Source organism: Novosphingobium sp., from assembly GCF_965229225.1.
GTDB lineage: Bacteria > Pseudomonadota > Alphaproteobacteria > Sphingomonadales > Sphingomonadaceae > Novosphingobium.
Genome location: NZ_OZ245867.1, coordinates 3,838,882 through 3,864,531 on the forward strand (window position 1 = coordinate 3,838,882; position 25,650 = coordinate 3,864,531).

The following is a 25,650-nucleotide window of genomic DNA, read 5'->3' on the forward strand; positions in this document are numbered from 1 at the left end:
CGTTCTGCGGATCCTTCTCGAAGGTACATTTTTCATCAGCACCGTCTTCAATCAGTCACCTGTGGACCAGTCTTCGATGACAGCGCGCAAGGCAGCGGTGAAGGCCAGGGGCTGGTCGAGCATCAAATGATGTCGCGCTTCGGGAACCGCGATGATCGGGATGTCCTCCCCTCCCAGTTCACGCAGGTACTGGCGTGAATCCCGCGTAAAGAGCTCGCTCTTCTCGCCATGGATAATCGCCTTCCGACCGGTTGCGGCGATCAGGCGCGGGCCAATCTCAAGCCACAAGCGTTGTGAATTGTCGCGCTTGAATACTGCGGGTGAGAACTTCCAGGTCCAGTTGATCCCTTCGCGGCGCAGCGCATGATAAGCCATGTAATCCATCAGAAACGGTTCCCCCACCGGCTGAGGCGGGGACAACACATACCGTGCGCGGGCATTCGGGTAGTCGGGATAGCGGCGATGGGGCCGGTTGGGATCGCCCGAGCCGGGGCTGGTACGGCCATTGCTCTTATACTTTTCCAGCTCCGACGGGCGGAGCACCATCATGTCGCAGATCACGGCTCCGCCAAAAGTGGCCGGGGCAAGTTCGAGAGCCTCCAGCGCCACTGCCGAGCCGAAACTGTGGGCGGCCACGATGGGTTTGCGGGCATGGCCGAGAAGGCCCAAGGCTTCGGCAACCCCGATCATCTCGCGGCCGCGCGCCGCCATGTCGCAGTCCGCGCGCACATCACTGTCGCCCATGCCGGAAAGGTCATAAGCGACCACGTGGTAATCGCGGGCGAGAAACGGGGCGACAAAGGCGAAGCAGCGGGCGTGCGAAAGGAAGCCATGGGTCATCAGCACCGGCGGCGCGGCCGGATTGCCCCAACGGAAGTAATGCATGCGCACGCCATCAACGGTTACGATGCCTTCCTCGCGCGGAACAGCCAGGGCCTCAGCAAACCAGCCCGGCAGGACGGACGGGTCAGGCGCCCATTCCGGCGTGATGTCGGATGTGGTCACGTTCATCAGTCGTAGTCCCCCGTTCATGCCAGCGTGAAGCCGCGGTACCAGTCCGCTGCCACTTCGTTAGAGATCGTCGCGAAGCCAACTACGCTGGGATAATTGAGCAACTGCCGCGGTTTGCCCGGAATATTGTCGCCCATGTACCAGGACTTTGCCCGGGGAAAGAGCGTCATAGTCCCGATCGCAGCAACGCTCTCGGTCCATTCGCGCTCCGCGTCTATTTCCGCCTCGAAACGCGTGAAGTTGTCTTCGCGCAGCTTCACCAGAAGGTCGCGGACCCAATCACCCTGGATTTCTGCCGCGGTCGGACCGTTGGAAAAGCCTGAAGGACTGAGCGGTCCGTAAAGATAGGCCATGTTGGGAAAGCCGTGCACGGCATAGCCGAGATAGGCGGTCACTTCGTCATGCCAGGCAGCGGTCAGGCTGCGACCGTCCCGCCCCCTGATCTCGATTTGCGTGAGCCCGCCGCGTCCGGCGTCGAAGCCGGTGGCAAACACGATCAGCTCGCATTCGATCAACCCATCGGCGGTTTCGATCCCCTCGGGCACGATCCGCTGAATCGGCGAGCGCGAGAGATCGACCAGCGCGACATTTTTCTGGGCGAAGATCTCGTAATAGTTCCGCTCGAGCGAGGGACGCTTGGTTCCGAAGGGGTGCGGCGGCTCGCTAGGTGCCAGCGTCTCGTGCAAGGCCGGATTGGCGATCCGCGCCCTGGTTTTGTCGCGCCAAAAATCGTAGGCGTGGCGGTTGGCACGCTCGTCGGTCAGCAGATCGGCGAAATTGGCGTACCAGAAACGCAGACCACCGGCCTGCCACTGCTTCTCGAACAAGTGGTGCCGTTCTTCCTCGTCGACTTCGAGCGCGGAGGCGTCGACCCTGCCCGTATCGAAGCCGCCGGCAGTCTGGAGACGGGCGGTAAAGATCGCCGGGTAATCTGCTTTCTCCCGCTCCTGCTGCTCAGCAGTCAGCGATTCCTGCCGCATCGGCAGCGCGAGAATCGGGGTGCGCTGTAGCAAGGTGACCTGGGCCGCTTCTGCTGCGGCTTCCTGCGCCACCTGGACACCGCTGGCTCCCGTGCCGATGATCGCCACCTTGCGCCCGGCCATGGACAGCCCTTGCTGCGGCCAGTGGGCCGTGTGGTGCCATTCGCCCGCAAAGGTCTCCAGTCCGGCGATTTCGGGCACATAGGCCTTTGCGGCAAACCCGAGACAGGGCAGCAGGTAGCGCGCCGTGATCGTTTCGCCTCCGCCGGTCGTGACCCGCCACTTGCGCTGGCCTTCATTCCACTCAGCGCCCGCTATGCGTGTTCCCATGGTCATATGGGGCCAGAGTCCAAGTCGGTCGCAGACATGGCGGAAATAGGCGCGCAGCTCGCGCCATCCGGGATAACGTTCGCTCCAGGTCCAGTCGCGCCACAGTTCTGGCAGCGAAAGTTCGTACAGCGGCACCTGCGAATCGACGCGCGCGCCGGGGTAGCAATTCCAGTACCAGATGCCGCCCGGCTCTTCGGCCGCATCGATCAGCCTGGCGTCGAAGCCGGCCTCGCGCAGGCGGTGAAGCAGATAGACCCCGCTGAAGCCTGCGCCAACGATCAGCGCCTCGCAGTCACTGTTGGCTTCGCCGCTCACGCCGCCCCGCCCTGGCGCATCGCGAAGTCTCTTACTGCGGCGTAGTCGGCCTTGCCGTTCGACGCGCGCAGCGCGATACCGGCCCGATAGACAGCCTTGGGGGTCTTGTAACCGGCCAGCTGCTGGCGAACATGGGCCTTGAGCCCGGCCTCGTCGAGCGCGGCATCGTCCTCCAGGCGAACCACTGCGGTCACGGCCTGGCCCCATTTTTCGTCAGGCACGCCCACGACCAGGGCATCTATCACGGACGGGTGGGTCTTGAGCGCTTCCTCGACTTCTTCGGGATAGACCTTTTCCCCGGCGGTGTTGATGCAAACGCTGCCCCGGCCGAGCAGGGTCAGGCTGCCGTCAGCCTCCACCCTGCACCAGTCGCCGGGGATCGAGTAGCGCACGCCGCCGATGGTCCGGAACGTTTTCGCAGACTTTTCCGGATCCTTGTAATAGCCCATCGGTATGGCGCCCTTGCGGGCGATGAAGCCGGCGACGCCGCTGCCCGCTTCCACCTTGGTGTCTTGTTCGTCGAACACGTCGCAATGCTCGCCGATCATGAATTTGGCGGTCTGGACGGATCCCTGCGCGGTGGCCACCGACAGGCCATAACCAAGCCCCTCGGATGCGCCGAAGGCGTCCATCAACGCGACCTGCGGAATGTGCCGGATCAGCCCGTCCTTGACCTCTCGGCTCCACATGACCCCTGACGAGAGGATCGAAATAAGACTCGAGGTGTCGTAACGCCCCGGCGCGTTGTCGAGCGCGGTGAGCATCGGCTTGGCGAAGGCATCGCCGACGATCGCGATCGACTGCACCCGGTGTTTCTCGACGGCGCGCCATAACTCATCCGCGTCGAACGACGGACTATCGAGCGTCACGATGCAGCCTCCCCCCATCATCGTGCCCAGGGCAGAGAGAAGACCGGTTCCATGCATCATCGGACAGGCGGAAAGGAATACCCGGCCCGGTCCGTCCGCGCGGATCATCTCGACGGTTTCGTCCATGTCCTGCGGCGCCGGACCAAGCAAGCCAGCGGAATCGAGTTGCGCCCGCCGCAGGTTATCGTGGCGCCACATCACCCCCTTGGGCATGCCGGTGGTGCCGCCGGTGTAGATGAACAGCATGTCGCCGGGCGAACGGGCTATGCCCAGCGGCGAACCGTCGCCTTGCGCCGCCAGCGTCTCGTAAGGTTCGGCAAACGGTGCGATCGCCCCCGGATCGCCTATTTCTACAAAGATCCGGGCCTTGCCTAGCCGGTCCTTTAATTCGACAATGCAATCGCGGAATTCGCTACTGTAGATGATCGCCTCGGCATCGGAATCTTCGAAGATGTAAAGCACCTCGTCCGGATTGTAGCGGTAGTTGATATTGACGTGAGTCAACCGAGCCTTGAAGCAGGCGGCCATTGACTCGCCGTATTCCGGTCGGTTGCGCATATAGAAGGCCACTTTGGCACCTGGCTCGATTCCCCTGGCGCGCAGCGCGCGGGCAAGATTGTTGGACCGAGCGGCCATTTCCGACCAGGTGATCTGCCGGTCCCCATGGATCAGCGCCGGGGCATCGAGAGGAAGCGCCGGTTCGATCGCATCCAGTATGTCGCCGAAATTCCACTCGGTCATCTTCTTATCTCCCGACCCGTCGTTCTATGTAGTTGCGGTCAATCCCTGAAGCTGCGCTGCTTCGAACCGGACTCGCTCCGGTCCGCCAAACACCTGGCGGTCGAAGCCGATCCGCTTGAACCAGAAGTGCAGGCCAAGCAGGTCAGTAAAGCCCATCCCGCCGTGCACCTCTGTCGCGGTTCGCGCCACGAAGCGGTGGACCTCACCAGTGAGCGATTTTGCGTGGCAGGCCACAAGCGCCGCCGCCTCGGGAACGGCGTCGAAGGCGTGCGCGGCATACCACACCAGAGCGCGGCACGGTTCGTGCCGAGCGGCCATTTCTGCGCACATATGCTTGACCGCTTGGAAGCTGCCGATGACCCGCCCGAACTGCTCGCGCTCTCCGGCATAGGCGACCGCCTTCTCGATCATCACCTCGCCCGCCCCGAGACTGTCCGCTGCAAGCAAGACCCGCCCAGCGTCGCGCAGCCGCCGCGCTGCCAGGCCGCCATCGTCGGCAAGGGGTTCGGCCGGTGCGCCGGTCAGCCGCAACTCGCCGACGCTGCGGGTTGCGTCGATGGTCTGCAAGGCGATCCGTTCAACCCCGGTCGCCGTTGCGGCAAGCAGATGAAGCCTCCCTGAATCATCGGCGACAATGAAATGGTCTGCCCCCGCAAGGTCGAGCGCGAACAGCGCGGTGCCGGTCAGCCTGCCGTCACCGGCCCTGACCTTCGCGCCATCGCGCTCCTCGACGATGCCCCCGATCGCAACGCCAAAACGCACTTCGCCGGAAGCTATCCGGGGCAGCCATTCGTCCTGCTGCGCCTCCGAACCCGCCAGCATCAGCGCCAGCGGGGCGAGCACGCTGCGCGCCAGGAACGGCGCGGGAGCCACTGCCCGGCCAAGCTGCTCGGCCGCCACCGCCGCATCGAGCAGTGTCATCCCAAGCCCGCCATGCGCTTCGGGTACCATCAGGCCGGTCAGCCCGATATCATGGAGCGCAGCCGCGACCTGGTCGCTGACCGCACTGCCCGCATCCAAGCAGGAGCGCACGTGATCGAGCGGGCAGATTTCCGAGAGGCAGCGTCCGACCGTGTCCCTGAGCATTTCCTGTTCGGGTGAAAGACCGAAATCCATCAGGCGACTTCCTTCCGGCTCTGGGCGGCGTCGAGCGCAAGTCGCGGTTCGCGCGGCATGTTGAGGCCGCGCTCGGCGATGATGTTCTTCTGGATCTGCGCGGTGCCGCCGCCGATGATAAGCCCCAGCTGGAACATGTAGTTCCATTGCCAGTTGCCGCCTTCGCGTTCGCGCGGGCTGCCTCCATACAGGATGCCTAGTTCGCCCATGGCGTCGATCGCAAGAGCCGAGATCTGGTGCGCCAGTTCGCAGCTCTGCAGCTTGACGATCAGTTTGGCCATGCCTCCCGGATCGCCCTTGAGCTGGTTGGAAAGCACGCGCATCCCGTTGTATTTCATCGCCGCGACTTCCGCCTGCAGGGCAACAAGACGGTCGCGCAGCACGGGATTGTCAATCGCGCGAGCGCATCCGACCTGCTCCTCCTGCATCAGCCTGATCAGCGCCAGCAGGCGGCTTTCAAGCGCATCGGGATCGCCCAGCATCCCGCGTTCGTGGCCGAGCGTCGCATTGGCGACGAACCAGCCCTGGCCGCGCTGGCCGACGATCTGATCGACCGGCACCCGCACGTCGGTGAAGAACGTCTCGTTGAATTCAGCGTGCCCGGTCATCGTCTTGAGCGGGCGGACCTCGATCCCCGGCAGGTCCATCGAGAAGATCAGATAGGAAATGCCCGCGTGCTTGGGTGCCTCGGTCTCGGTCCGCACCAGGCAGAAGATCATGTCGGCCTGCCGCGCGGTGCTGGTCCAGATCTTCTGTCCATTGATCACGAAGTGGCCGTTTTCCTCGCGGGCGCTGGTGCGCAGACTGGCCAGATCGGAGCCCGCGCCGGGTTCTGAATAGCCCTGACACCAGACGATCTCACCGCGCAGGGTGGGTTCGATCCAGCGGCGCTTCTGCTCCTCGGTGCCGAGTTCGAGCAGGGTCGGAACCAGCATCGAGATGCCCTGGTTCGACAGCCCGCCAGGCACGGAGGCACGGACGAACTCCTCGGCGATGATCCGCGCTTCCAGGATGTTGGGCGCGGCGCCGTAGCCGCCATATTCGCGCGGAATGGTCCGCGCGGTGTAGCCACGTTCCAGCAGCAGGTTCTGCCAGACGACCGCTTCGGCCGTCGGGCGCGCTGCACGCTGGGCCGGTTCCGGGGCGCGGTGGCCATTGCGGGTCAGAAAATCGCGCACTTCGGCGCGGAAGCGCTCGTATTCAGGGCCATATTCGAGGTTCATGGCGCGTGTTCTCCACTCGCAGCCGGCCGGAACACCGGCAGCCGAAAATCGTCCCCCAGCGGCTCGAAGGTCAGTTCGACCGGCATGTCGAGTTCGATCCGATCCACAGTGCATTCGATCAGCCGGGTCGCCATGCGCACCCCTTCCTCCAGCTCGACCAAGGCCGCAATGAACGGGATTTCGTGGGCAAATGCCGGGTGCAGGGCCTGGTGCGTGACGGTCCATGAGAACAAGGTGCCCCTACCGGTGCTGGGCTGCCAGGCGAACTCGGGAGAACCGCAGCGGGCGCACATGTAGCGCGGCAGATGGCGCCAGGTGCCGCAGGAGGAACAGCGCTGGAAATGCAGCTGGCCATCCTGGCACAGCCGCCAGAATTCCTGCTCTACGGGGTCCTGCGGACGCGGCCGCGGCTTGGCTGGCCGGGTCTGCGCATCAGGCCGCTGCTTGGGAGGAAGTTCTGCATCGTGGCTCATGTGAACCTCCGCAAGATGGCGATGCTGCCGTCGCCCAGATCGCCCCAGCCGGTGACCAGGCCGGTCTGGGCGTTTTCGACCTGCCGATCGCCGCAGTCGTGGCGCAGCTGGCGGACCGCCTCGACCACATGGTTGAGGCCCCAGACATGCGCTTCGCTGAGCAACCCGCCGTGGGTGTTGAGCGGATAGCGCCCGCCAAGTTCGATCTGTCCGTCCCTTACGAAATCGAGCTGCCCGCCCGGCTCGCAGTAACCCAGCGCTTCCAGCTGCAGCAGTACCACGTAGGTAAAACAGTCGTAGATCTGCAGGAAGTCCATGTCCTCACGGGTCACTCCGGCCATCGCGAAAGCTTTCGGAGCGGCGTAGGAAAGCCCGATCTTGAACGGATCGGGACGCGAGGGAATGTCGTCGGCCGGATATGGGTGCCCTTCCGCCGCCCCGGCAATCGTCACCGGCACGTGGGGCATGTCGCGCGCCTTGTCGATCCCCGAGACCACCACAGCGCAGGCTCCGTCGGTTTCAAGACAACAGTCGTAAAGCCGGAAGGGCTCGGAAATCCAGCGTGATGTGGCGTAGGTATCCCAGTCGAGCGGGCGACCGTAGGTGAAGGCCTTGGGGTTTAGCTGGGCGTGCTTGCGACAGGCCAGCGCCACCGCGCCCATCGCCTCCGGTCCAACCCCGTAAAGCCGGGAGTGGCGGGTCGCCAGCCAAGCATACATCTGCACCGGCAGAAAAACGCCATAGGGAATGTAATAGCCCTGGATCGTGTTGGTCAGCGTGGTCATGTTCATCGACCGGGTCGGCGGCGCGCCGGGCTTGGGGCGCAGCGCGGAAAACCCGTTCCAACCAAGGGTGACAAGGACATGGTCGCACAGGCCCGCAGCGATAGCCATGGCCGCGTTTTGCAACGCAGTCGTCGGACTGGCACCGCCCATGTGGACCGTCGCGGCATAGCGCAACACATCGATCCCCAGGTTGGCGGCCAACTCCTCGGACGTCGTATAAACCGGCGGCGGGATCATGCCGTCGATGTCGCCCGGTTTCAGTCCCGCGTCGGCGATCGCGCGGCGCGAGGCCTCCAGCATCATGTCGACCGCGCTGCGTTCGGTGCCCTTGACGAAATCGGTTTCGCCAATTCCGGTAATTGCGGCTTTGTCGGAAAATCCGGTCATGCGCCTCGCCCCCGTATCAGCGGAAACGGCTGGCAAGCGCGAGTGCGCGTTCGGCTTCAGAAACCAGGTCGGCCATTACTTCGGCGGCAGGGCGCACCGCGTGGATCAGGCCGATCCCCTGTCCGGCGAAGCCAGGCAGGATATCCTTGCGCCTGGCCTGGATGCCTGCGGCCATAACCGGGCCGGAGATCATCGACTGATAAGGCATGGGCAGCGGTTCCTTGCCGGCCGCAACCCAGGCGTCAGCCCATTTGTTGCGGATCATCCGCGCCGGTTTGCCGGTGATCGACCGGCTGACCACGGTATCGGCATCTCCGCCATCGACGATCGCCTCCTTCTGGAAGTCCTCGATCCCCGCCTCCTCGGTGGCAAGGAACGCCGTGCCGACCCAGGCGCCTTCCGCGCCCAGCATGAAGGCAGCGGCCACCCCGCGTCCGTCGGAAATGCCGCCTGCGCCCAGCACCGGCACCCGGTCGCCCACGGCATCGACCACCTGCGGGATCAGCGATATTGTCCCGATCGGTGAATTGTGTCCGCCGCCGTCGTGGCCCTGGGCGACGATCACATCGACACCGCTTTCGACCACCTGCTGCGCGTGCTTGACCTTGCCAATCACCGCCATGACGACCGTCCCGTTGGCATGGAGCCGGTCCATCCACGGGCCGGGATTTCCAAGGCCAGCCGCATAGACCGCCACCTTCTCCTCGATCACCACTTCCATCTGCGCTTCGAAGAACTCTTTTGAGAACAACGGCGGACCGCCCTCGGCATCGCGCCCGCCAATCGCGCGCCTTACTGCCTCGCCATCTGCCCTAGCCAATCCTTCGCGGGCCATGAAATCCTCGGCGAACTCGCGGTATTCGGCCGCCAGCGCCATCGGATCGGCGAGCGCGGCACCGCTTTGCGGAGGCTTGCCCCGGCGCACCGAAGCCGGCAGCAGGGTATCGACCCCAAACGGCTTGTCGGTCAGTTCGCGGGTCTGGCGAATCCATTCCCGCAGTCGCTCGGGCGCGCAGGCTGCGGCGCCCAGGACGCCAAGCCCGCCAGCATTGGAAACCGCAGCCGCCAGCGCCGGAACGCTTGCCCCACCCATGCCGGCGAGGACGATCGGGTATTCAATCTTCAGCAAGTCGCAAATGCGGCTGTTCAAAGCCATTGTCTCTCTCCTTCAAGTTTCCCGGCTTGCGTCCCCCCAGCGGACCTTTTGCGCGAGCAGATCGGGACTGCGCTCTGCCAGATAGCGGGTAGATCCATCGATCAGCCGTTCCATCTGGCGCCGGGCACCCACAGCGTCGCGCATCCGCACGGCGTGAAGCACGCGGCCGAGGCACCTCAACTGGGCGTCGCGCTCCTGTACCGAATAGCCCAGACCCACTGACATGCTGCGGGTCAACAGGTGCAAAGCGGAGACCAGCAGACCGAAGGCCGGGTTTCCGCTGGCCCAGCCCAGAAGATCGTGAAATCGCCGATTGGTTTCCTCGAATCCCGGTCCGTCGCGCTCACGCTCGAGTTGTGCCAGGCAATCCTCGAGCGCGGCAAGATCGGCAACGGTAGCCATCTCCGCAGCCCGCGCCGCAACCATCGGGGCAACCGCCTCGCGCAGTTCGAGCAGCGCCCGAAGGTCGGTATCCATGAATTGCAAAACCAGCGCCATCGAGCTGGCGAAATCTGCGGTCTGCGGACGGGTGATAACCGGTCCGCCGCCCCGACCCGGAGCGAGATGGATCACACCCTGCAATTCGAGAAAACGCAGCGCCTCGCGCAGCGTGGCGCGCGCCACATCGTAGCGTGCCAGCATGGCATGCTCGTGGGGAAGCCGATCACCCGGCCCCTGCGCGTTACTCTCGATGTCTTCGACAATCTCGCGGGCAAGCAACAGGGCGCGCTTGGCCTTGATCTGAACAAAGCTTGCGGCGGGTACCGCCGGGCGGACAGGGTTGTGACCGGATCGCACCATATTCTGATAAGAATTAATCAAAACGCTGTCAACACGCACCCCTATATCAACCTATATCGACGATTGCCAATCAATCCCTTATACTATTTATTGACGCATCGGCGATTCGCCCTTATCCAGCCCAAAGCAGACTGTGCTGAGGGAGGCGATCATGGCCACACAGGCAATTCCAACCGATCTGGACGAGGCCGAGCTTGCCCGGGCTGTGGCCAACATACCTATTGAGGAAATCGACGTTTCTCGCCCGAGCCTGTTCCAGAGCGACAAGGTCGGGGCCTTTTTCGAGCGGCTGCGGCGTGAGGACCCGGTCCACTATTGCGCCGAAAGCGCCTACGGACCCTACTGGTCGATCACCAGATACAACGACATCATGGCGGTCGATACCAACCACAAGGCGTTTTCATCCGAAGCCAAGCTCGGCGGGATTGCGATCCAGGACATGCACAGTGACCAGAGCAATCTCGAGCTCGAGATGTTCATCGCGATGGACCAGCCCAAGCACGACGCGCAGCGCAAGGCGGTCACTCCGGCAGTGGCGCCGTCGAACCTGCTGCTGCTCGAACCCGTAATCCGCGAACGTGCCGGTGCGATTCTTGATTCGCTGCCAGTCGGTGAGGAGATCGACTGGGTCCAGAGCGTTTCGGTCGAATTGACCACCATGACGCTGGCAACCCTGTTCGATTTTCCCTGGGATGAGCGGGCACGCCTGACCCGCTGGTCCGATGTCACGACCGCGATACCGGGGGCAGGAATAGTCGACACCTTCGAGCAGCGCCGCGAAGAGCTTATCGAGTGTGCGATGTATTTCAAAGGGCTCTGGGACCAGCGGATCGACCAGCCGGGAGGTAACGATCTGATCTCGATGATGGCGAATTCGCGCGCCACGCGCGAAATGCCGTTCCTCGAATTCCTGGGCAACCTGCTGCTTCTGATCGTGGGCGGAAACGACACTACCCGCAATTCGATCAGCGGCGGGGTTCTCGCGCTGAACCGGCATCCCGATCAGTATGACAAGTTGCGGCACGACCCCGCCTTGATCGGCAGCATGGTTCCCGAAATCATACGCTGGCAGACCCCGCTCACCCACATGCGTCGAACCGCGCTGGAAGACAGCGAGATCGGCGGAAAGCGCATCGCCAAGGGTGCCAAAGTCGTCATGTGGTATCTTTCGGGCAACCGCGACGAAACGGTGATCGACCGGCCCGAGGAGTTCATCATCGACCGGAAGAACCCGCGCCAACACCTTTCGTTCGGCTACGGCATCCATCGCTGCATGGGCAACCGCCTGGCCGAATTGCAGCTTCGGATCATCTGGGAAGAAATCCAGAAGCGCTTCCACTTCGTGGAGGTCGTTGGCGAGCCCGAGCGACTGCTGTCAAACCTTGTTCGCGGCATCACCCGCCTGCCGGTCAAACTTCACGCGCACTGATTTCCGCGCCAAAGGAAAGTTGCAGTTCTATGGTCAAGGTCACCTTTGTTGCCCATGATGGTCGCCGGTTTCCCGTTGAAATCGCATCCGGTATGACGGCGCGCGAAGCGGCACTGTTCAACGATGTCCCGGGAATCGACGGCGATTGTGGTGGCCAGTGCGCTTGTGCCACATGTCATGTCCATGTCGATCCAACATGGATCGACCGGGTCGGATGCCTTGCCGATGGCAGTATGGAGGCCGATTTGCTTCAGTTTGCCGAGGGAACCACGGATGAAAGCCGGCTGGCTTGCCAGATCACGCTTGATAATCGGCTTGACGGGCTTGTCCTCCATGTCCCGGAGCAGCAGTACTGACGGCGCGGTTATGGCGAGAACTAGGTGTGCCGAATACACCGCATCGGGCGGTGATATCGCTAGTTCCAGAACAGCCAACGAGTCTTGGATTGGCGAGGCAGGCCGCCTAAAATTTCGGGTTTCGTCCGTCGATGTGGCGTGATTTTGGCGCTGGCCAGGGGTTCTCGTCAGGCGGCTTTTGCAGTGATTTGTAGGTGCGGATCTTCCTCCTCGATCATGAGTTGATTGAGCTCCGCCATGCCATCGACCTGCATCTAGTGGTGCAGGAGCTGCCACTCATCATTCTGTTCCAGCAGGACTGCACCGACGAGGCGGATGATGCTGTTCTCGTTGGGGAAGATGCCGATGATATCGGCCGCCGCTTGACCTCCTTGTTGAGGCGCTCAAGAGAAATCTTGGAGTGCAACTTCGTGCGATGCTGGGTGGGGAACCTGGTGCAGGGCCATGTCGGAGGGAAGCGACTGGTGCGGCGAATTCCAGACCGGAGACTCGGCATGAAACTGGCCCGATCGCCCAGGCCCGGCAACTAGCTTGGGCATTCGCCGATTTGCGCCAGAACACTGCTTGCTCCGTCGAGGGGAACGAACAATCGCGTCTGGTAGCGGATGATCTCGGTGAAGCAGCCATGGGCTTTGTACCAATCGAGCCGCGCGGCTGACCAACCGGCAAGCTCGAGCCGCTGCGCACCGTTGACCAGGCTGCGCTTGAGTGTGAGCGTCTCGCGTCCCTTCACCTGCATCGGCCGCCCTGCAAGCACAGCCTCGACGACCTGCTCGGCCGAGAAAGCATGTTCGCGTCCCAGGCCGAGTGCCTGGCAGAGCTCGGGGACGCAATGCAACGGAACCTCGCGGCCGAGCAGCGAGCGCCCGTCGCGCGCCGAGATCCGGCTCACACGGACGTAGTCGGATGGCAGTTTATCCCAGACCGGCAGCAGCAGCCCGGTCGCGAGGTGAAGGCGTTCGCGCTTGTGGCTGGTGGCGGCCTCATCGACCTCGGCTTGCCAGAGACGGCGAAACTCGGCCGCGTCGGTCGGCTCCCAACTGCTCTCGCCCAGTTGATCGGCGGTGAGGTAGCCGCGTTTCAATGGCCGGACGAGTTCGAAGCGCGCGATCCGCGCCCCATCATCGGCGAGCAGGCTGCGTGCCGGGACAAGCAGTCCGATCCGGCCCGAGCGGCTGTTACGCATCATGCGCTGCCGCTCGCCCGTCAGGCCGTGCAGTTCCTCCAGACGCGCGAGCACCAACGGCCTCAGTGCGCGGGCGATCTCGATTTCGAGGAGATGGGTTGTCGCGCCCGAGAGCGCGTCAGTGCGCAGCAGCGTGTCGGACAAGACGTCGAAGTGCTCGACCGCGATGGTCTCGACCCCGAGGTCGAGCGTGCCCGCTTGCCGGGCAGCATCGATCCGCGCTTCAACGAGACCGAGGAACTCGTCAAAGATGCCATTCTGCAGGGCGATCGGCAGCGCGAGGAGCCGATTGAGCCAGCGCTGGATCGTCGGAAGATCGTCGACCATCGATCCGTCGGATCCTTCGATCCTGAGTCCCGTCAGTTCCTCGAACCGACCAAGTGTTACGGCGTCGAGCTTGCCGGTGAACAGTAGGCCAAACCAGCGGTGAAGCGCCTCCTTGGCGTAGCTGCTTTCGAGATTGTCGGCAGGGTCGAACAAGTTTTGTCCGCCCGTCTGGCGCTGGCCGCGGGTCAGGGCGCCGAGGCTGTCGAGCCGCCTCGCGATTGTCGAGATGAACCGCCGCTCTCCGCGTACATCGGTGGTCACCGGCCGGAACAGCGGCGCGGATGCCTGGTTGGTGCGGTTGGTCCGCCCGAGTCCCTGAATTGCGGCATCGGCGCGCCAGCCCGGTTCGAACAGGAAGTGCACCCGCCGCGCCTGGTTCTTCACAGCAAGATCGGCATGGTAACTGCGCCCGGTCCCGCCAGCATCGGAGAAGACCAGAACCTGCTTGCTCCCATCCATGAATGCCTGGGTCTCGGCGACGTTGGCGCTGGCCTTTCGCGATTGCAGCTTCTGGCGTCCATCGCTCCCGACGATCAGTCGGCGGCTTCTGCCGGTCACTTCGGCGACTTGATCGACCCCGAACCGCTCAATGATCGCGTCGAGCGCGGTCGCAATTGGCGGCAGCGCGCAGAGCTGTTCGATCATCCGATCGCGGGCGGCGAGCGCGGAGCGGCACAGCACCGGCGCACCAATATCGTCGCTCATCGGCACGGAACGCGGGTTGCCGTTCTCGTCGGTAAACACGGCCATCAGCCGCACCGGGAAGCTCTTGGTGAGGTAGTCTATCACATATTCTTTGCAGTCCGCCATTATCTCGAGCGGAGCGGCAGGAGGCTCGGATTTGCGTCGCTTTGTCATGATTTCACTCCAGATAATATGAGTGTTTGGGGAATGTCCGGCAACGGGCTAGGCCCGCCTCCGAACGTCGGTGAGCATGGTGATCAAGGCATCGCTTGGCGCCTTGAAGCGCCCGGGTTTGATGCCAGGGGCGCCGTGGGCCTCGAGGATCTGCAGCTTTTCCTCGGGATCGGCCCGCAGATAGGTCTCGGTGCTTTGGATGCTGGCATGGCCAAGCCACAGCGCGACCTTGCGGATGTCCCCGGTCGCCGCGAGTGTGTGCATTGCGCAGGAATGACGCAGCACGTGGGGCGTGACCCGTTTGCGATGAATCGACGGCTGCTTTGCCGCGGCAGTCTTGACGTGTTCGGCCAAGCGGAACGCGAAGCCATCGCGAGTTAAAGGCTGCCCGTTCGCATTAAGGAATATCTCGGTTGCCTGCACTTGCGGGCGGATCGCCAGCCAGGCGCGCAATGCAAACTGAGTCTCTTTCCATAGGGGCAAGACCCGTTCCCGGCGGCCCTTGCCCATGATGTGCACGGTGGACAGCGAGCGGTCCGGGAAATCGCGCAACTGTAGCGACACCAGTTCCGACACCCTGAGTCCTGCGGCATAGGTCAGATGCAGCATCGCGCGGTCACGGGTGCCGAGGCGTGTCCGGGGATCAGGAGCGTCGAGCAATGCCTTGATCTCGGCTCGATCGAGGTAGTCGATCAGCGCCTTGTCGGTCTTCTTGGTCGGAATGGCTCGAACGCGAAGGGCCTGGTCCAGACAGGCTGGAAGCCGATACTCGATGTACCGAAAGAAGGATCGGATCGCGGCGAGTCTGCCATTGCGCGTGCGCACGCAACTGCCACGTCCGGTCTCGACATGGTCCAGGAAGGCCATGATTATGTCTGTGCCGAAATCTTCGATCTCGAGATTCGTCGGGCGACGCTTCAATCGATCGGCGGCGAACTTTACCAGCAGAACGAAGCAGTTGGCGTAGGTCTTCACCGTGTGCGGACTGACTGCGCGTTCCCGCGGAAGATGTTCGCGCAGATATGCTGATAGATGGGGAGCAAGAGCCGTCATGCCGCCTCTCCCAGGAATAGATGTTCGCTCGAGACCGCAATGTCGCGCAGCAGCACCGGAGTGGCTTCGAGATACCAATAGGTGTTGGCGACCGAGGCGTGCCCCAGATAAACGCTAAGCCCTGCCATGTGATGCGCCACGGCTTCTCTATCCGGCGAACACGACTCCAGTGAGCGCACGGCGAAAGTATGCCGCAAATCGTGGAGCCGCATGCCGGCTGTTCCGGTTGGTCCACGATATCCGAGCTGCCGGGCCAACCTCACGAACACGACATGGGCGCGTACCTTGTGGGGTGCTCGTCCCCGGATCGTCACGAAGAGGTCGTTGCCGGTGGCACCGAGCCTTGCCCGGGTGGCAAGATAGGCTTCGAGCGCCTGCCGGGTCGACGGCTGCACGGCAATGAGCCGCTGCTTGCCAAACTTGCCATTGCGGATGATCAGGCCATCCTCGACCAGATCAGTGCACTGCAGAGCCAGCGCTTCGGATATCCGGAGCCCTGTCGCCGCCAGCAACCCAAAGAGGTAATGGTACGTGAAAGGGCTGATCGTGCCCCGGGGCGGCAGGTTCAATGCTGCCGTCAAGATCGCTTGGACCTGATGGGCTTCAATTATCGTCGGCGTTGGCCGTGGTCTCTTGCCCCGACCGAAAACGCCAGCAGGCGGAACTTCGTGTTGCAAATCCTCGGCCTGAGCGAACAGGCTGAAGTTGCGAACGGTATTGAACCGGGTCTGGGCCACATACTGCGATGTCGATGTGTGACACCAGTCGTAGATCCGCTCGACCTTGGTATATCGGTCACCGACCACTTCGGCGAAAGCCGCGTAGAGGCGCAGCAATCGCTCCTGTTCGGCAAACTTCCGCCCCAGGCTCCGGTGAAGGGCTACGTATCTGGAAATGTGAATGCTCAGCATGGCAAGTCTCCCGGCCAGGGCTGCGCGATCTTCATGAGCATCGGCAGATCGACCTTGGCGTAGATGGCAGTGGTCTCGGGCGAGCTGTGACGCAGGATGGTCCCGACGGACTCCAGGCCTGCGCCGGCGCGTAGCAAGTTGGTAGCAAGCGAATGTCGGAATATGTGCGACCCGGTCGGCACCCCCTCGATCCCGCCGCGCTCTCGCGTGCGTGCGACGATTCCAGCAATCTCGGCGGGCGAACGGAATGAACGGAACGGGGCTTGCGAGCGCAAGAACACGTGCTGATCGACGGACTTCGGACGGGCCGCGACAATGTAATCCAGGATCGCGTCGCCAACGTCTTGCGGCAAAGGCAGCCGGTCTGGCCGCCGCGTCTTACCCTTCACTGTCAGATGACCGGAGCGCCAGTCGATGTCGTCGAGGCGCAAATCCCGGATATCACTGGCACGCAGGCCAAGCCTAGCGAGCAGGAGAATGATGGCCTTATCGCGGACTTCCACCGGACGATCCGTCGGACAAGCCGCAATGATCTTCTCGATCGTTGCCGGGTCGACGTGGCGGGGTAGCGCCGAAAGACGGTATCGCTGGACCGAGGGGATCGCGTGCAACAGCGCAGGCTGACAGTCGCCTTGCACGATCAGGAATCGAATGAAGCTCCTTATGATGGTGACGAGAAGTGACGCAGAACCGGGCGTCTCCTTGCTTCGTCGTTCGAACGCGCGCCTGAGAGCGGCCGCATCCCATTGTGCCGGCTCGCCCAATATGGGCATGAGCCGAGCGATCTCGGCCTTGTAGCGGCGGATCGTCTCTTCGCTGGCACCGCGGTGCTGTAGAAGCCAGGCGAGGTATGCCGACATATGCGGGTCAGCATCGGTCACTGGCTGAATCGAAGGGATGGCACCCTTGTGGCGCAGAAACTCGACGAAATGCCGAGCACATCGCCGCCGCCGCTTCGCCCCCGATGGGACTAGCTTGCCTCGCTTGCGCCAGACCGGACAGCGACAATCATGCACCGCGTACTGGCCGATAATCTTGTCGTCGACATCATCCCAGCGTCGTCTGGATATGCGGAGCCACGCGGCAAAGTGCTCAGCCTCCGATCTGTAGCTTTGCGACACTCCCGGAGCGAGTTGGAGGTCGTCGATGTTATCCGAATAGTCGGCGAAATGGCGCCCCAGCTCGTCGATCCCGTCAGCGACAACGATGTAACCCTGATCTTCAAGAAACCGAATGAAACGCCGGACGCGCGCTGCAAGATCGGCTTTGTAGTCAGGTTCTTGTGCCGAGTAGCCTGCGCATCGGCATCGATGCTTCTCAAAACGGCGGGCAACAGCATCGTCGATCTCCCCGACTATAATCCCCCTCAGCTCCAGCCAGTGCAGGAAATGACGGACCGCTGCACCGTACAGGACTGCACTGGCCGCTCCTTCGTCCACGGACAGAGAGGAGAGGAATGCGGTGAATAGTGTGTCGGGACTGGGCGGATCCTCGACCCTGCTCGGCGCAGGCCGAAACGAACAAAATGATCTTCTTGGCATCGTGGTTCCTTCGACTTGTTGGGGTCGAAGAACCTGTAATTATCTGGAGTGAAATCATGACAAAGCGACGCAAATCCGAGCCTCCTGCCGCTCCGCTCGAGATAATGGCGGACTGCAAAGAATACGTCGTCGACTACCTGATGAAGAGCTTTCCCGTCAGGCTGATGGCGGTCTTCACCGACGAGAATGGCAATCCCCGCTCCGAACCGATGAGCGACGAGCAAGGCTGCCCGGTCTTCTGCCAGGCGGCGCTCGCTGCGCGCGACCGGATGGTCGAGCAGCTTTGCGCGCTGCCGCCCATCGCAACCGCGCTCGATGCGATCATCGAACGCTTCGGCACCGACAGGGTCGCCGAAGTGACGGGCCGGACGCGGCGTCTCATCATCGGGTCTGACGGACGGCAGAAGCTCCAGTCGCGCACCCCGCGCGCGAACTTGGCCGAGACGCAGGCCTTCATGAATGGTGACAAGCGTATCCTTGTCTTCTCGGATGCCGGAGGCACGGGCCGCAGCTACCACGCCGACCTTGCCGCCAGGAACCAGGCGCGGCGCATTCACTTACTGCTCGAGCCGGGCTGGCGCGCCGATGCGGCCATCCAGGGGCTCGGCCGCACCAACCGTACCAATCAAGCCTCAGCCCCGTTGTTCCGCCCCGTGACAACCGACGTGCGCGGCGAGCGCCGCTTCATCTCCACGATCGCCCGGCGGCTCGACAGCCTTGGCGCACTCACACGCGGCCAGCGCCAGACTGGCGGGCAGAACCTGTTCGACCCCGCCGACAATCTCGAAAGCACCTACGCCAAGGATGCGCTGGGCCGCTGGTTCGGCCTGCTTTTCCAGGGCAAACTTGACGCCGTGGGGCTCGCACGCTTCCAGGATCTGACCGGTCTCAGGATCGAGGGGCCTGATGGCGGCATGGTCGACGACCTCCCCACGATCCAGCGCTGGCTCAATCGCATTCTCGCTCTCCCGATCGGTTTGCAGAACGGGATTTTTGATGAGTTCCTCAGCCTGGTCGAAGCGCGGATCGATGCGGCTCGAACTGCTGGCACGCTCGATCTCGGGTTAGAGACCATCGCGGTCGAGAGCTTCGAGGTCCTGTCCGACACTCTCCTCAGGACCGACAATGTGTCCGGGGCCACAACCCACCTGCTCGAACTCGAGATAGCCCGTGCGCTCAAACCGCTGACGCTGGAGCGGCTCGATCAGCTGGAGGGGGCATCGGGCAATCGTCATCGGTTCCTGCGCAACACGCGCTCGGGCCGTGCTGCTCTGCAGGTCCCCGCACGCAGCCTTCTGGCGGACGACGGCAGCCGGATCGTGCGTCACGAACTAGTGCGTCCCCTGAAGCGAAGCTACCTCACCGCCGACCAGCTTGCCGAAAGCAGCTGGGAGGGCATCGACGAACCGACCTTCCGCACAGCCTGGCAGGCCGAGGTCGAAGAGGCACTCTCGTCGCTCAGGCGGGAGCGGCTCCATCTCGCCACTGGATTGCTCCTTCCCGTCTGGGACAAGCTGCCAGCCGACCATGTCCGGGTAAGCCGAATCTCCGCGCGAGACGGGCGCTCGCTGCTGGGGCGCGAAGTTCCGCTGCATGCTGTTGGAGAGATCTGCTGCGCTCTGGGTCTCGATGCACGGCCTGACATTTCGCCTGAGAGCCTCGTCGCGGCGGTCCTTGCGAGCGGGCGCGCCATGCCGGTCAAGGCGCGTGAGCCGCTCATGCTCAAGCGCAGCCTCGTCAACAGCGCCCAGCGGCTTGAGCTCACCGGCTGGTCGGCCAGCCGCTTGGATTGGTATAAAGCCCAGGGCTGCTTCACGGAAATCATCCGGTTCCAGACGCGATTGTTTGTTCCGCGGGAGGGGAGTGCTGAGATCGTCAGCAGGTTGTCAAATCAAGCGCCTGGCGCTTGATCGTACGTTGCCGAGTCCGCGCTCGACCAGAGCACGAACCCGCTGCGCGGGAGGGTCGCTTGGGGTGATGTAGCGTAGTATTGTTCAGGCTTTGCGAGCGGCAGGGTCGCCTTGCGACCGTGGAGTTCCTTCAACGCAAAGGAACTCACGATGGATGCTGTCACGACCGCCGCCCCGAACGCATCGCTGCGCCAGCGGATGCTGCAGGATATGCAAATGCGTGGGCTTGGGGAGCACACGCAGAAGGATTACATCCGCCACGTCCGGCGCTTCGCTGCTTTTCTTGGTCAGCCCCCCGATACGGCCACCCTCGAAGATCTCCGGCGCTTCCAGCTCGATCAGCATGAACGTGCCGTTGGTCCCGCGACCATCAATGGGGCCGTGTCGGCGCTGCGGTTCCTCTTCGGTATCACCCTGAGGCGGCCGGAGATGGCGCTGGGGCTTGTCGTCATTCACGTCGCGCCCAAGTTGCGGGTGGTCCTGAGCGTCGAGGAGACCGCGCGGCTGCTCGAGGCGGCGCCAGGCATCAAGTACAAGGCAGCGCTCAGCGTGGCCTATGGCGCGGGTCTGCGGGTCTCGGAGGTTGCCCACCTCAAGGTCGATGACATCGACAGCACCCGGATGCTGATCCGTGTCGAGCAGGGCAAGGGGCGCAAGGACCGCAATGCCATGCTCTCACCGCATCTGCTCGACCTGCTCCGGCAGTGGTGGCGCGAAGGCAAGCGGCGCGGCGTGATGCTGCCCCATGGCTGGCTGTTCCCCGGCCGCAGCGGCACGGATCCGGTCTCGGCTCGCCAGTTGCACCGCGTGGTGCAGGAGGCGGCCGAGCGTGCCGAGATCCGCAAGCGGGTAAGCCCGCACACCTTGCGGCACTCGTTCGCCACTCACCTGCTCGAGCAGGGCGTCGATATTCGCGTCATCCAGGTCCTGCTGGGACACGTGAACATCAACACGACCGGCATCTACGCCCAGGTCTCGAGCAAGACCATGCGGGCGGTGACCAGCCCGCTCGACCAGATCGTAGCCGTGATGGAGGGCAGAGCGCCCCCGGGCTGAACCGGTGCGCTCCTCACTCGAGGTCGCCGATATCTTCCGCAGCGCCGGGCCCGCTTATCGCGCAGCCCATGCCGGGCATCTCAGCCTCGGCCAGCTCAAGGTCATGACGGCGATCGAGACCTGCCGCACCGCTGCCCTGGGCGGTCATGTCGAGGCCTGCGACGACTGCGGGCACTGGCGGATCGCCTATAACTCGTGCCGCAACCGGCATTGTCCCAAGTGTCAGGGCGCCGCCGCGCGCACCTGGCTGGCCGCGCGCGAGGCCGATCTGCTGCCGGTCGGCTACTTCCACGTCGTGTTCACCGTGCCTGCCGGGGTCGCGGATATCGCGTGGCAGAACAAGGCGGCGGTCTATGACCTGCTGTTCCGCGCGGCGGCCGACACGATGCTGACCATCGCCGCCGATCCCAGGCACCTCGGCGCGCGGATCGGCATCACTGCCGTCTTGCACACGTGGGGATCGGCACTGACCCACCACCCGCACGTGCACATGATCGTGCCCGGCGGCGGGATCGCTCCGGACGGCTCGCGGTGGATCTCCTCGCGGCCAGCCTTCCTGCTGCCGGCCCGCGTGCTGGGAGCGTTGTTCCGCCGCTTGTTCCTCACGCGCCTGCTGGCCTTGTTCGATGCCGGCAAGCTGGGCTTCTTCGGCGCTCAGGCCCACCTTGCCGCCCGCAAGGCCTTCCTGCGCCATCTCTCGCCCATCCGTAAGAAGCGCTGGGTGGTCTATGCCAAGCCGCCCTTCGCCGGGCCGGAGGCGGTGCTGGCCTATCTTGCGCGCTATACCCACCGCGTTGCCATCTCGAACCGGCGGCTCATCGCCTTCGACGAGGGCGGTGTGACGTTCCGCTACAAGGACTATCGCCGCGACGGGGCCGAACGGCAGCAGGTCATGACGCTGGCGACCGACGAGTTCATCCGCCGCTTCCTGCTCCACGTCCTGCCGCGCGGCTTCCACCGCATCCGGCATTACGGTCTGCTCGCCAGTTCAACCCACAAGGACACCATGGCGCTCGCCCGCAGGCTGCTGGGCGTGGCGGCGCCAGCCGAGGAACCCGAACCCGACGAACCTCCCGATCATCGCCCGCCCTGTCCATGCTGCGGCGGGCACATGACCATCATCGAGTCCTTCGCCCGGTGGTGCCAGCCCCGTGCGCCGCCGTCATCGGCACCGCCTCTCCGGGAGAATGCGCCATGATCCGGCATGGCTCAGCCTGCACGACGGTTGCGCCTATAGCGTCCTGGCCGATGGTCCAGCGCATGCCTGTCCCAGGACTACCTTGGGCTAAGGGCATATCGGCCGGCCAAACCAACGCCAGGAGCCATGTGACACCGCCCAAAATCACTTCGATCAGGTCGCCCGGAGCACTGCCGGACCGGCAGCGCTCACCCACAAGGACCATCCCAAAGTAGCTTTACCCATAGACCAGCGCCCGGGGCCCGCGGGTTCCTGCACTGGAGGCTTTCGTACGCAAGCGCCCGAAACCCTTCGCACAGTTGGACATTTCCCGACCATATCTTGAAGGTCTGGTCACGCCGGAACCGGTCGCCAGACTTCAATTGATCGAGGCGCGAGCAGGTGATCAGAGCGCTGTTGCGGTGTTGGTTGAAAGTCTGCCGAAAACCGTCAGAAGGAAAGGCTGCTTATTTTCGTTGAACCAGCGTTGCCATCGCTTGGGTAGAAGCTAGCGACGGCAGGGATAAGTCAGCAATCCGCTGTGCGCTCCAGCGGATGCGGGCGCTATGCCCGCATCCGCTGACAGTTCAAATCAGGCGATCAGAACTTCACGCTGAGTTCGAAGCCGTACATGCGCGGGGCACCCGGGATCGTCGCGTTCGTGCCGGTCACCTGGCCCAGAGCGATACCGCCAGTGTAGTACTTGGACTTGGTCAGGTTGTTGACGTAAAGCGCTGCATTGACCTTGGAACTGCGGATTTCGTTCCATTCCGCGCGCAGGTTGACCAGATGATACCCATCGATCCGCGTTCCCGGCAGCACGGTGGCATCAAGGTTGCTGTAGTAGAAATGGCTTTGCGCATAGAGTTCGCCGCGCAGTGCCACATTGCCGAGGTCTCCGAGGTCGGTCGAAGCGCGGGCATAGAACGAGCCGGTGTTCTTCGGCGCGTCGGCATAGGGCGCGAAGAGATAGCTCGTCACCCCCAAGGTGGCCCTGTTGTCGGTATAGCGGCCGTTGGTGTGGGTATAGGCACCACCCACCTCGAGCCACTTCGACAGGATGAAATTGCCGTCGATCTCGACGCCGCTCACTCTGGCCTTGTTCACGTTGCCGGCATTCGCGGCGTTGTTGAGGTAGATCGTGCGCTGCACGTTCTTGATGTACTGGTCGTAGACCGCGATGTTGAGCCGCGTGCGAACAGGCCCGAGATTGCCCGAAAACTTCGCGCCAAGTTCGAAATCATAGGTGGTTTCGGGCTTGAACGAGTCGGCGTTGGGGAAGCGTGCCCCCGAAGCCCCGTTGAAACCGCCGGTGCGCCAGCTGCCACGATGGTTGAAGTAGAGCAGCAGGTCGTCGGTCACCTTGAAGTCGAGGCCGACCAGCCAACTCGGCTTGGAATCGTCAAGCCGGCCAGGCGCGACTGCGCCAAGGAGCTTGGGATCGCCCGCAGTGGAGGGCGCAAACTTGATGCGGTAGGATTCCCAAGTGTAGCGCAGCCCTCCCGTCAGGTTGAGCCGGTCGGTAACCGCATAAGTCAGCTGCGCGTAAAGCGCGCGTGAGCGGTCATCTGAAGTGCTGTCGTAGGATCCGAGATAGGGCGCGCCCAGATCCGGCACGATTGTGACCGGAATGTAGGACAGCGTCTCCTCGCGCGAGATGAAGCCGCCGGCGATGAACTTCAGCTTGCCGACTTTACCCGAAAGCTGGAGCTCGTCGGACCACTGGCGCGTCCCGAAGATATAGCCATTGCCGCTGAAATTTTCTCCCCACTTCGTCTGCGCGGGGCCACCGTTGGCGCCGAAGAACTCGTACGGGCTGCCGTCAACGTCGATGAAGTCTTCCGACATCACCTTGTTGTAGCCGAAGATGTTCTTCAGCGTGATGTCATCGGAAACGTCGAAACTGGTCGTGTTGGACACGAACATCTGGTTGGCGCGGTGCTTCTGGTCGCGGTTGATCGAGACGTCGTAGAAACCGCCGGCCTGGCCTGCCGCGCGCTTGGTCAGGTAGTCGGTGATGCCGTTGTAGAGCGCGTTGACTCGCGGGTCGGTCGAGCTGCCCTTGCCGGCGCCAAGCGCGTCTGCAGCATGGAAATCGCGCATCACAGTGACGAGCGGCTTGGTCAGTCCGTCCGCGGGATCGACATAGGTGGATGGCGCGCCATTCACGCCGTTTGCGTTCTGGATGCTCAGCGAACCGTTGTTGCCGCCGTAGTGACCGCGCTGGACGACCGTCAGGTTGCTGAACCGCGATCCTTCCGGCGCCACGAGCAAGCTGGCGCGGCCGACCTGGGCGTCGATCGAATTGACCCGGTTGCCGTCGATCAGGTTGGTCTGGAAGCCGTCGCGGGTCTGCGACCGGCCAGACAGGCGCAGGGCGATGCCCGAGCCGAGCGGCACGTTGATCGCGCCTTCGACTTCGACATTGTTGAAATTGCCATAACCGCCCTTGAGGTATCCGCCGAACTCGTTCGTCGGCTTCTGCGAGGCGTATAGCACTGCGCCGCCTGTCGCGTTGCGGCCGAACAGCGTGCCCTGCGGGCCCTTAAGGACCTGCAGCGATTCCAGATCGAACAGTGCGGTGCCGGATGTGCCGCCGGTCGGGACTTCGTTCAGATAGGCCGTGACTGCCGGTGACGAGAAGGAGAAGCCGTCGATCGACTGGCCGCGGATCGCGTAGTTGATCTGGTTGGACGAGACAGCCGAGCGCACCGTCAAGCCTGGAGTTGCAAACTGCAGATCGAGTTCGGTGCTGATGCGGCGCTCGGTGAGTGCTTCTGCGCCAAAGGCAGCCACGGCCACGGGCACATCCTGCAGCCGCTCGGTCGAACGCCGGGCGGTAACCGTGATCTCGCCGTCAGGCGCGGTGGTCTCGGCTGCCTTCGTTTCGGGCGCCGCGGTCTCGGCATGGGCGGCCACCGCCGGTGCCATCATGGCGAGCAGCGAGGCGCTGGCCAGGAAGCGCAGGCTGGAAAGCGCGAATTTGTGATCGGATTTTGTCATTTTACCTCCCCCAATGTGTCCTTCTTTGCAAAGGCACATGTATTGATGGCTTGTTCAGGCTGGTTGAAATGTCGAAGAGAAGCTGAGGTCATTGGCGAAATCGGTAGCCAATGACTTGTTGATTTCTTCGAAGTATCCGGCGGCACCGCCAAAGTAGTGCAATGGAGCGTGTGCCTTGCCCGGGATGTTTGCGCCCATGAACCATGACTTCAGTTCGGTGGCCTGACCGAGCAAGGTCTGATCGAGCAGCTCTTGCATGAGCTGCACCCATGCATCGACAGCTTCTGGTCGGGCCTCGATGACGTCAGCCTTCTGCGCATCGGCCTTGGCGATGGCTCTGCCGATCCAATCGACCGAAACGTCGACCACTGGCGGCACGTTCGAGAAGGGCGACTGGGGGCCGGTGATGATGAACATGTTGGGGAACCCGTCCATCACGATCCCGAGATGCGTTCGCGGACCGGCGTCCCATTTTTCGCGAACCAGTTCGCCGCCTCGTCCGCGCACTTCCATGTGGGTACCGCTTCATGGAGTTCGATCCGGCGCACGATGTGACGGTCCGGACCGCATGGGGCCGGGCTGTGACCTTTCCCATATCCCTGCTCGATATCTACCCGCCGGTGGTGCGCGCCTGGCATCATCTGCTGAAGCTGGTC

The 25,650-nt window shown here is 63.3% G+C and carries 20 protein-coding genes and 1 pseudogene; 5 read left to right on the top strand and 16 right to left on the bottom strand.

Features of this window, described 5'->3' with window-relative positions; translation table 11 throughout:
- Positions 1 to 51: 51 nt before the first annotated feature.
- The 9 genes from ACO06X_RS18045 to ACO06X_RS18085 are packed head-to-tail and all read right to left on the bottom strand — an operon-like array spanning position 52 to position 10,226.
- Positions 52 to 1,011: an alpha/beta fold hydrolase gene (locus ACO06X_RS18045; RefSeq protein WP_421837542.1), complete on the bottom strand. Its 960-nt coding sequence runs from the start codon at positions 1,009 to 1,011 to the stop codon at positions 52 to 54.
- A gap of 17 nt (positions 1,012 to 1,028) precedes the next feature.
- Positions 1,029 to 2,636, bottom strand: coding sequence for a flavin-containing monooxygenase (locus ACO06X_RS18050; protein WP_421837543.1), 1,608 nt, complete (start codon positions 2,634 to 2,636; stop codon positions 1,029 to 1,031).
- On the bottom strand, positions 2,633 to 4,246 hold the full coding sequence (locus tag ACO06X_RS18055; RefSeq protein ID WP_349022652.1) for an acyl-CoA synthetase: 1,614 nt from the start codon (positions 4,244 to 4,246) through the stop codon (positions 2,633 to 2,635). The genes ACO06X_RS18050 and ACO06X_RS18055 overlap by 4 nt, the downstream gene beginning before the upstream one ends.
- A gap of 24 nt (positions 4,247 to 4,270) precedes the next feature.
- Positions 4,271 to 5,362, bottom strand: a complete 1,092-nt coding sequence (locus ACO06X_RS18060; protein WP_349022653.1) for an acyl-CoA dehydrogenase family protein — start codon at positions 5,360 to 5,362, stop codon at positions 4,271 to 4,273.
- A complete protein-coding gene (locus ACO06X_RS18065) occupies positions 5,362 to 6,585 on the bottom strand; it encodes an acyl-CoA dehydrogenase family protein (RefSeq protein WP_349022654.1) in 1,224 nt (407 codons plus the stop codon). The genes ACO06X_RS18060 and ACO06X_RS18065 overlap by 1 nt, the downstream gene beginning before the upstream one ends.
- The gene (locus ACO06X_RS18070; RefSeq protein ID WP_349022655.1) at positions 6,582 to 7,058 is read right to left on the bottom strand and encodes a Zn-ribbon domain-containing OB-fold protein; all 477 of its coding nucleotides are present in this window, start codon (positions 7,056 to 7,058) and stop codon (positions 6,582 to 6,584) included. Before ACO06X_RS18070 ends, ACO06X_RS18065 begins: the two co-directional genes overlap by 4 nt.
- A complete protein-coding gene (locus tag ACO06X_RS18075) occupies positions 7,055 to 8,230 on the bottom strand; it encodes a thiolase C-terminal domain-containing protein (RefSeq protein ID WP_421837544.1) in 1,176 nt (391 codons plus the stop codon). Before ACO06X_RS18075 ends, ACO06X_RS18070 begins: the two co-directional genes overlap by 4 nt.
- Positions 8,231 to 8,246: 16 nt before the next feature.
- Positions 8,247 to 9,386 (bottom strand): nitronate monooxygenase, encoded by a 1,140-nt coding sequence (locus ACO06X_RS18080; RefSeq protein WP_349022657.1) that lies wholly within the window; start codon positions 9,384 to 9,386, stop codon positions 8,247 to 8,249.
- A gap of 12 nt (positions 9,387 to 9,398) precedes the next feature.
- Entirely contained in the window at positions 9,399 to 10,226 is an 828-nt protein-coding gene (locus ACO06X_RS18085; protein WP_421837545.1) for a FadR/GntR family transcriptional regulator, read from the bottom strand.
- A gap of 112 nt (positions 10,227 to 10,338) precedes the next feature.
- Here ACO06X_RS18085 and ACO06X_RS18090 point away from each other — a divergent pair, with 112 nt between their 5' ends.
- Positions 10,339 to 11,616 carry a cytochrome P450 gene (locus tag ACO06X_RS18090; RefSeq protein WP_349022659.1) on the top strand — a complete coding sequence of 426 codons (1,278 nt, stop codon included), beginning with the start codon at positions 10,339 to 10,341 and terminating at the stop codon, positions 11,614 to 11,616.
- Between the two features lie 29 nt (positions 11,617 to 11,645).
- On the top strand, positions 11,646 to 11,972 hold the full coding sequence (locus ACO06X_RS18095; protein ID WP_349022660.1) for a 2Fe-2S iron-sulfur cluster-binding protein: 327 nt from the start codon (positions 11,646 to 11,648) through the stop codon (positions 11,970 to 11,972).
- Positions 11,973 to 12,139: 167 nt separating this feature from the next.
- Here ACO06X_RS18095 and ACO06X_RS18100 read toward each other — a convergent pair.
- The 5 genes and pseudogenes from ACO06X_RS18100 to ACO06X_RS18120 all read right to left on the bottom strand — a co-directional run.
- Positions 12,140 to 12,402, bottom strand: a pseudogene (locus tag ACO06X_RS18100) (transposase); the annotation flags it as partial.
- Positions 12,403 to 12,498: 96 nt separating this feature from the next.
- Positions 12,499 to 14,235, bottom strand: coding sequence for a strawberry notch C-terminal domain-containing protein (locus ACO06X_RS18105; protein ID WP_421839946.1), 1,737 nt, complete (start codon positions 14,233 to 14,235; stop codon positions 12,499 to 12,501).
- A gap of 156 nt (positions 14,236 to 14,391) precedes the next feature.
- Entirely contained in the window at positions 14,392 to 15,396 is a 1,005-nt protein-coding gene (locus tag ACO06X_RS18110; RefSeq protein WP_421837546.1) for a tyrosine-type recombinase/integrase, read from the bottom strand.
- Positions 15,393 to 16,307, bottom strand: coding sequence for a tyrosine-type recombinase/integrase (locus ACO06X_RS18115; RefSeq protein ID WP_169495462.1), 915 nt, complete (start codon positions 16,305 to 16,307; stop codon positions 15,393 to 15,395). Before ACO06X_RS18115 ends, ACO06X_RS18110 begins: the two co-directional genes overlap by 4 nt.
- A complete protein-coding gene (locus tag ACO06X_RS18120; RefSeq protein WP_421837547.1) occupies positions 16,301 to 17,848 on the bottom strand; it encodes a tyrosine-type recombinase/integrase in 1,548 nt (515 codons plus the stop codon). Before ACO06X_RS18120 ends, ACO06X_RS18115 begins: the two co-directional genes overlap by 7 nt.
- Positions 17,849 to 18,012: 164 nt before the next feature.
- On the opposite strand from ACO06X_RS18120, the gene ACO06X_RS18125 reads away from it, so the two are divergent.
- The 3 genes from ACO06X_RS18125 (at position 18,013) to ACO06X_RS18135 (ending at position 22,012) form a co-directional block, all read left to right on the top strand.
- A complete protein-coding gene (locus ACO06X_RS18125) occupies positions 18,013 to 19,758 on the top strand; it encodes a strawberry notch C-terminal domain-containing protein (protein WP_421839947.1) in 1,746 nt (581 codons plus the stop codon).
- 150 nt (positions 19,759 to 19,908) lie between these two features.
- The gene (locus ACO06X_RS18130; protein ID WP_421837548.1) at positions 19,909 to 20,814 is read left to right on the top strand and encodes a tyrosine-type recombinase/integrase; all 906 of its coding nucleotides are present in this window, start codon (positions 19,909 to 19,911) and stop codon (positions 20,812 to 20,814) included.
- 4 nt (positions 20,815 to 20,818) lie between these two features.
- Entirely contained in the window at positions 20,819 to 22,012 is a 1,194-nt protein-coding gene (locus ACO06X_RS18135; protein ID WP_421837549.1) for an IS91 family transposase, read from the top strand.
- 579 nt (positions 22,013 to 22,591) lie between these two features.
- On the opposite strand, the gene ACO06X_RS18140 is transcribed toward ACO06X_RS18135, so the two are convergent.
- Both ACO06X_RS18140 and ACO06X_RS18145 read right to left on the bottom strand, forming a co-directional pair.
- Positions 22,592 to 24,994, bottom strand: a complete 2,403-nt coding sequence (locus tag ACO06X_RS18140; RefSeq protein WP_421837550.1) for a TonB-dependent receptor — start codon at positions 24,992 to 24,994, stop codon at positions 22,592 to 22,594.
- Between the two features lie 54 nt (positions 24,995 to 25,048).
- Positions 25,049 to 25,507: a hypothetical protein gene (locus ACO06X_RS18145; protein WP_421837551.1), complete on the bottom strand. Its 459-nt coding sequence runs from the start codon at positions 25,505 to 25,507 to the stop codon at positions 25,049 to 25,051.
- Positions 25,508 to 25,650: the final 143 nt, after the last annotated feature.

Bases quoted from the DNA above. Each gene is read 5' to 3' on its own strand.
- ACO06X_RS18045 (WP_421837542.1), bottom strand. From the start codon at position 1,011: ATGAACGTGACCACATCCGACATCACGCCGGAATGGGCGCCTGACCCG.
- ACO06X_RS18055 (WP_349022652.1), bottom strand. From the start codon at position 4,246: ATGACCGAGTGGAATTTCGGCGACATACTGGATGCGATCGAACCGGCG.
- ACO06X_RS18060 (WP_349022653.1), bottom strand. From the start codon at position 5,362: ATGGATTTCGGTCTTTCACCCGAACAGGAAATGCTCAGGGACACGGTC.
- ACO06X_RS18065 (WP_349022654.1), bottom strand. From the start codon at position 6,585: ATGAACCTCGAATATGGCCCTGAATACGAGCGCTTCCGCGCCGAAGTG.
- ACO06X_RS18070 (WP_349022655.1), bottom strand. From the start codon at position 7,058: ATGAGCCACGATGCAGAACTTCCTCCCAAGCAGCGGCCTGATGCGCAG.
- ACO06X_RS18075 (WP_421837544.1), bottom strand. From the start codon at position 8,230: ATGACCGGATTTTCCGACAAAGCCGCAATTACCGGAATTGGCGAAACC.
- ACO06X_RS18080 (WP_349022657.1), bottom strand. From the start codon at position 9,386: ATGGCTTTGAACAGCCGCATTTGCGACTTGCTGAAGATTGAATACCCG.
- ACO06X_RS18090 (WP_349022659.1), top strand. From the start codon at position 10,339: ATGGCCACACAGGCAATTCCAACCGATCTGGACGAGGCCGAGCTTGCC.
- ACO06X_RS18095 (WP_349022660.1), top strand. From the start codon at position 11,646: ATGGTCAAGGTCACCTTTGTTGCCCATGATGGTCGCCGGTTTCCCGTT.
- ACO06X_RS18105 (WP_421839946.1), bottom strand. From the start codon at position 14,235: ATGGCCGTGTTTACCGACGAGAACGGCAACCCGCGTTCCGTGCCGATG.
- ACO06X_RS18110 (WP_421837546.1), bottom strand. From the start codon at position 15,396: ATGACGGCTCTTGCTCCCCATCTATCAGCATATCTGCGCGAACATCTT.
- ACO06X_RS18115 (WP_169495462.1), bottom strand. From the start codon at position 16,307: ATGCTGAGCATTCACATTTCCAGATACGTAGCCCTTCACCGGAGCCTG.
- ACO06X_RS18120 (WP_421837547.1), bottom strand. From the start codon at position 17,848: ATGCCAAGAAGATCATTTTGTTCGTTTCGGCCTGCGCCGAGCAGGGTC.
- ACO06X_RS18125 (WP_421839947.1), top strand. From the start codon at position 18,013: ATGGCGGTCTTCACCGACGAGAATGGCAATCCCCGCTCCGAACCGATG.
- ACO06X_RS18130 (WP_421837548.1), top strand. From the start codon at position 19,909: ATGGATGCTGTCACGACCGCCGCCCCGAACGCATCGCTGCGCCAGCGG.
- ACO06X_RS18140 (WP_421837550.1), bottom strand. From the start codon at position 24,994: ATGACAAAATCCGATCACAAATTCGCGCTTTCCAGCCTGCGCTTCCTG.
- ACO06X_RS18145 (WP_421837551.1), bottom strand. From the start codon at position 25,507: ATGGAAGTGCGCGGACGAGGCGGCGAACTGGTTCGCGAAAAATGGGAC.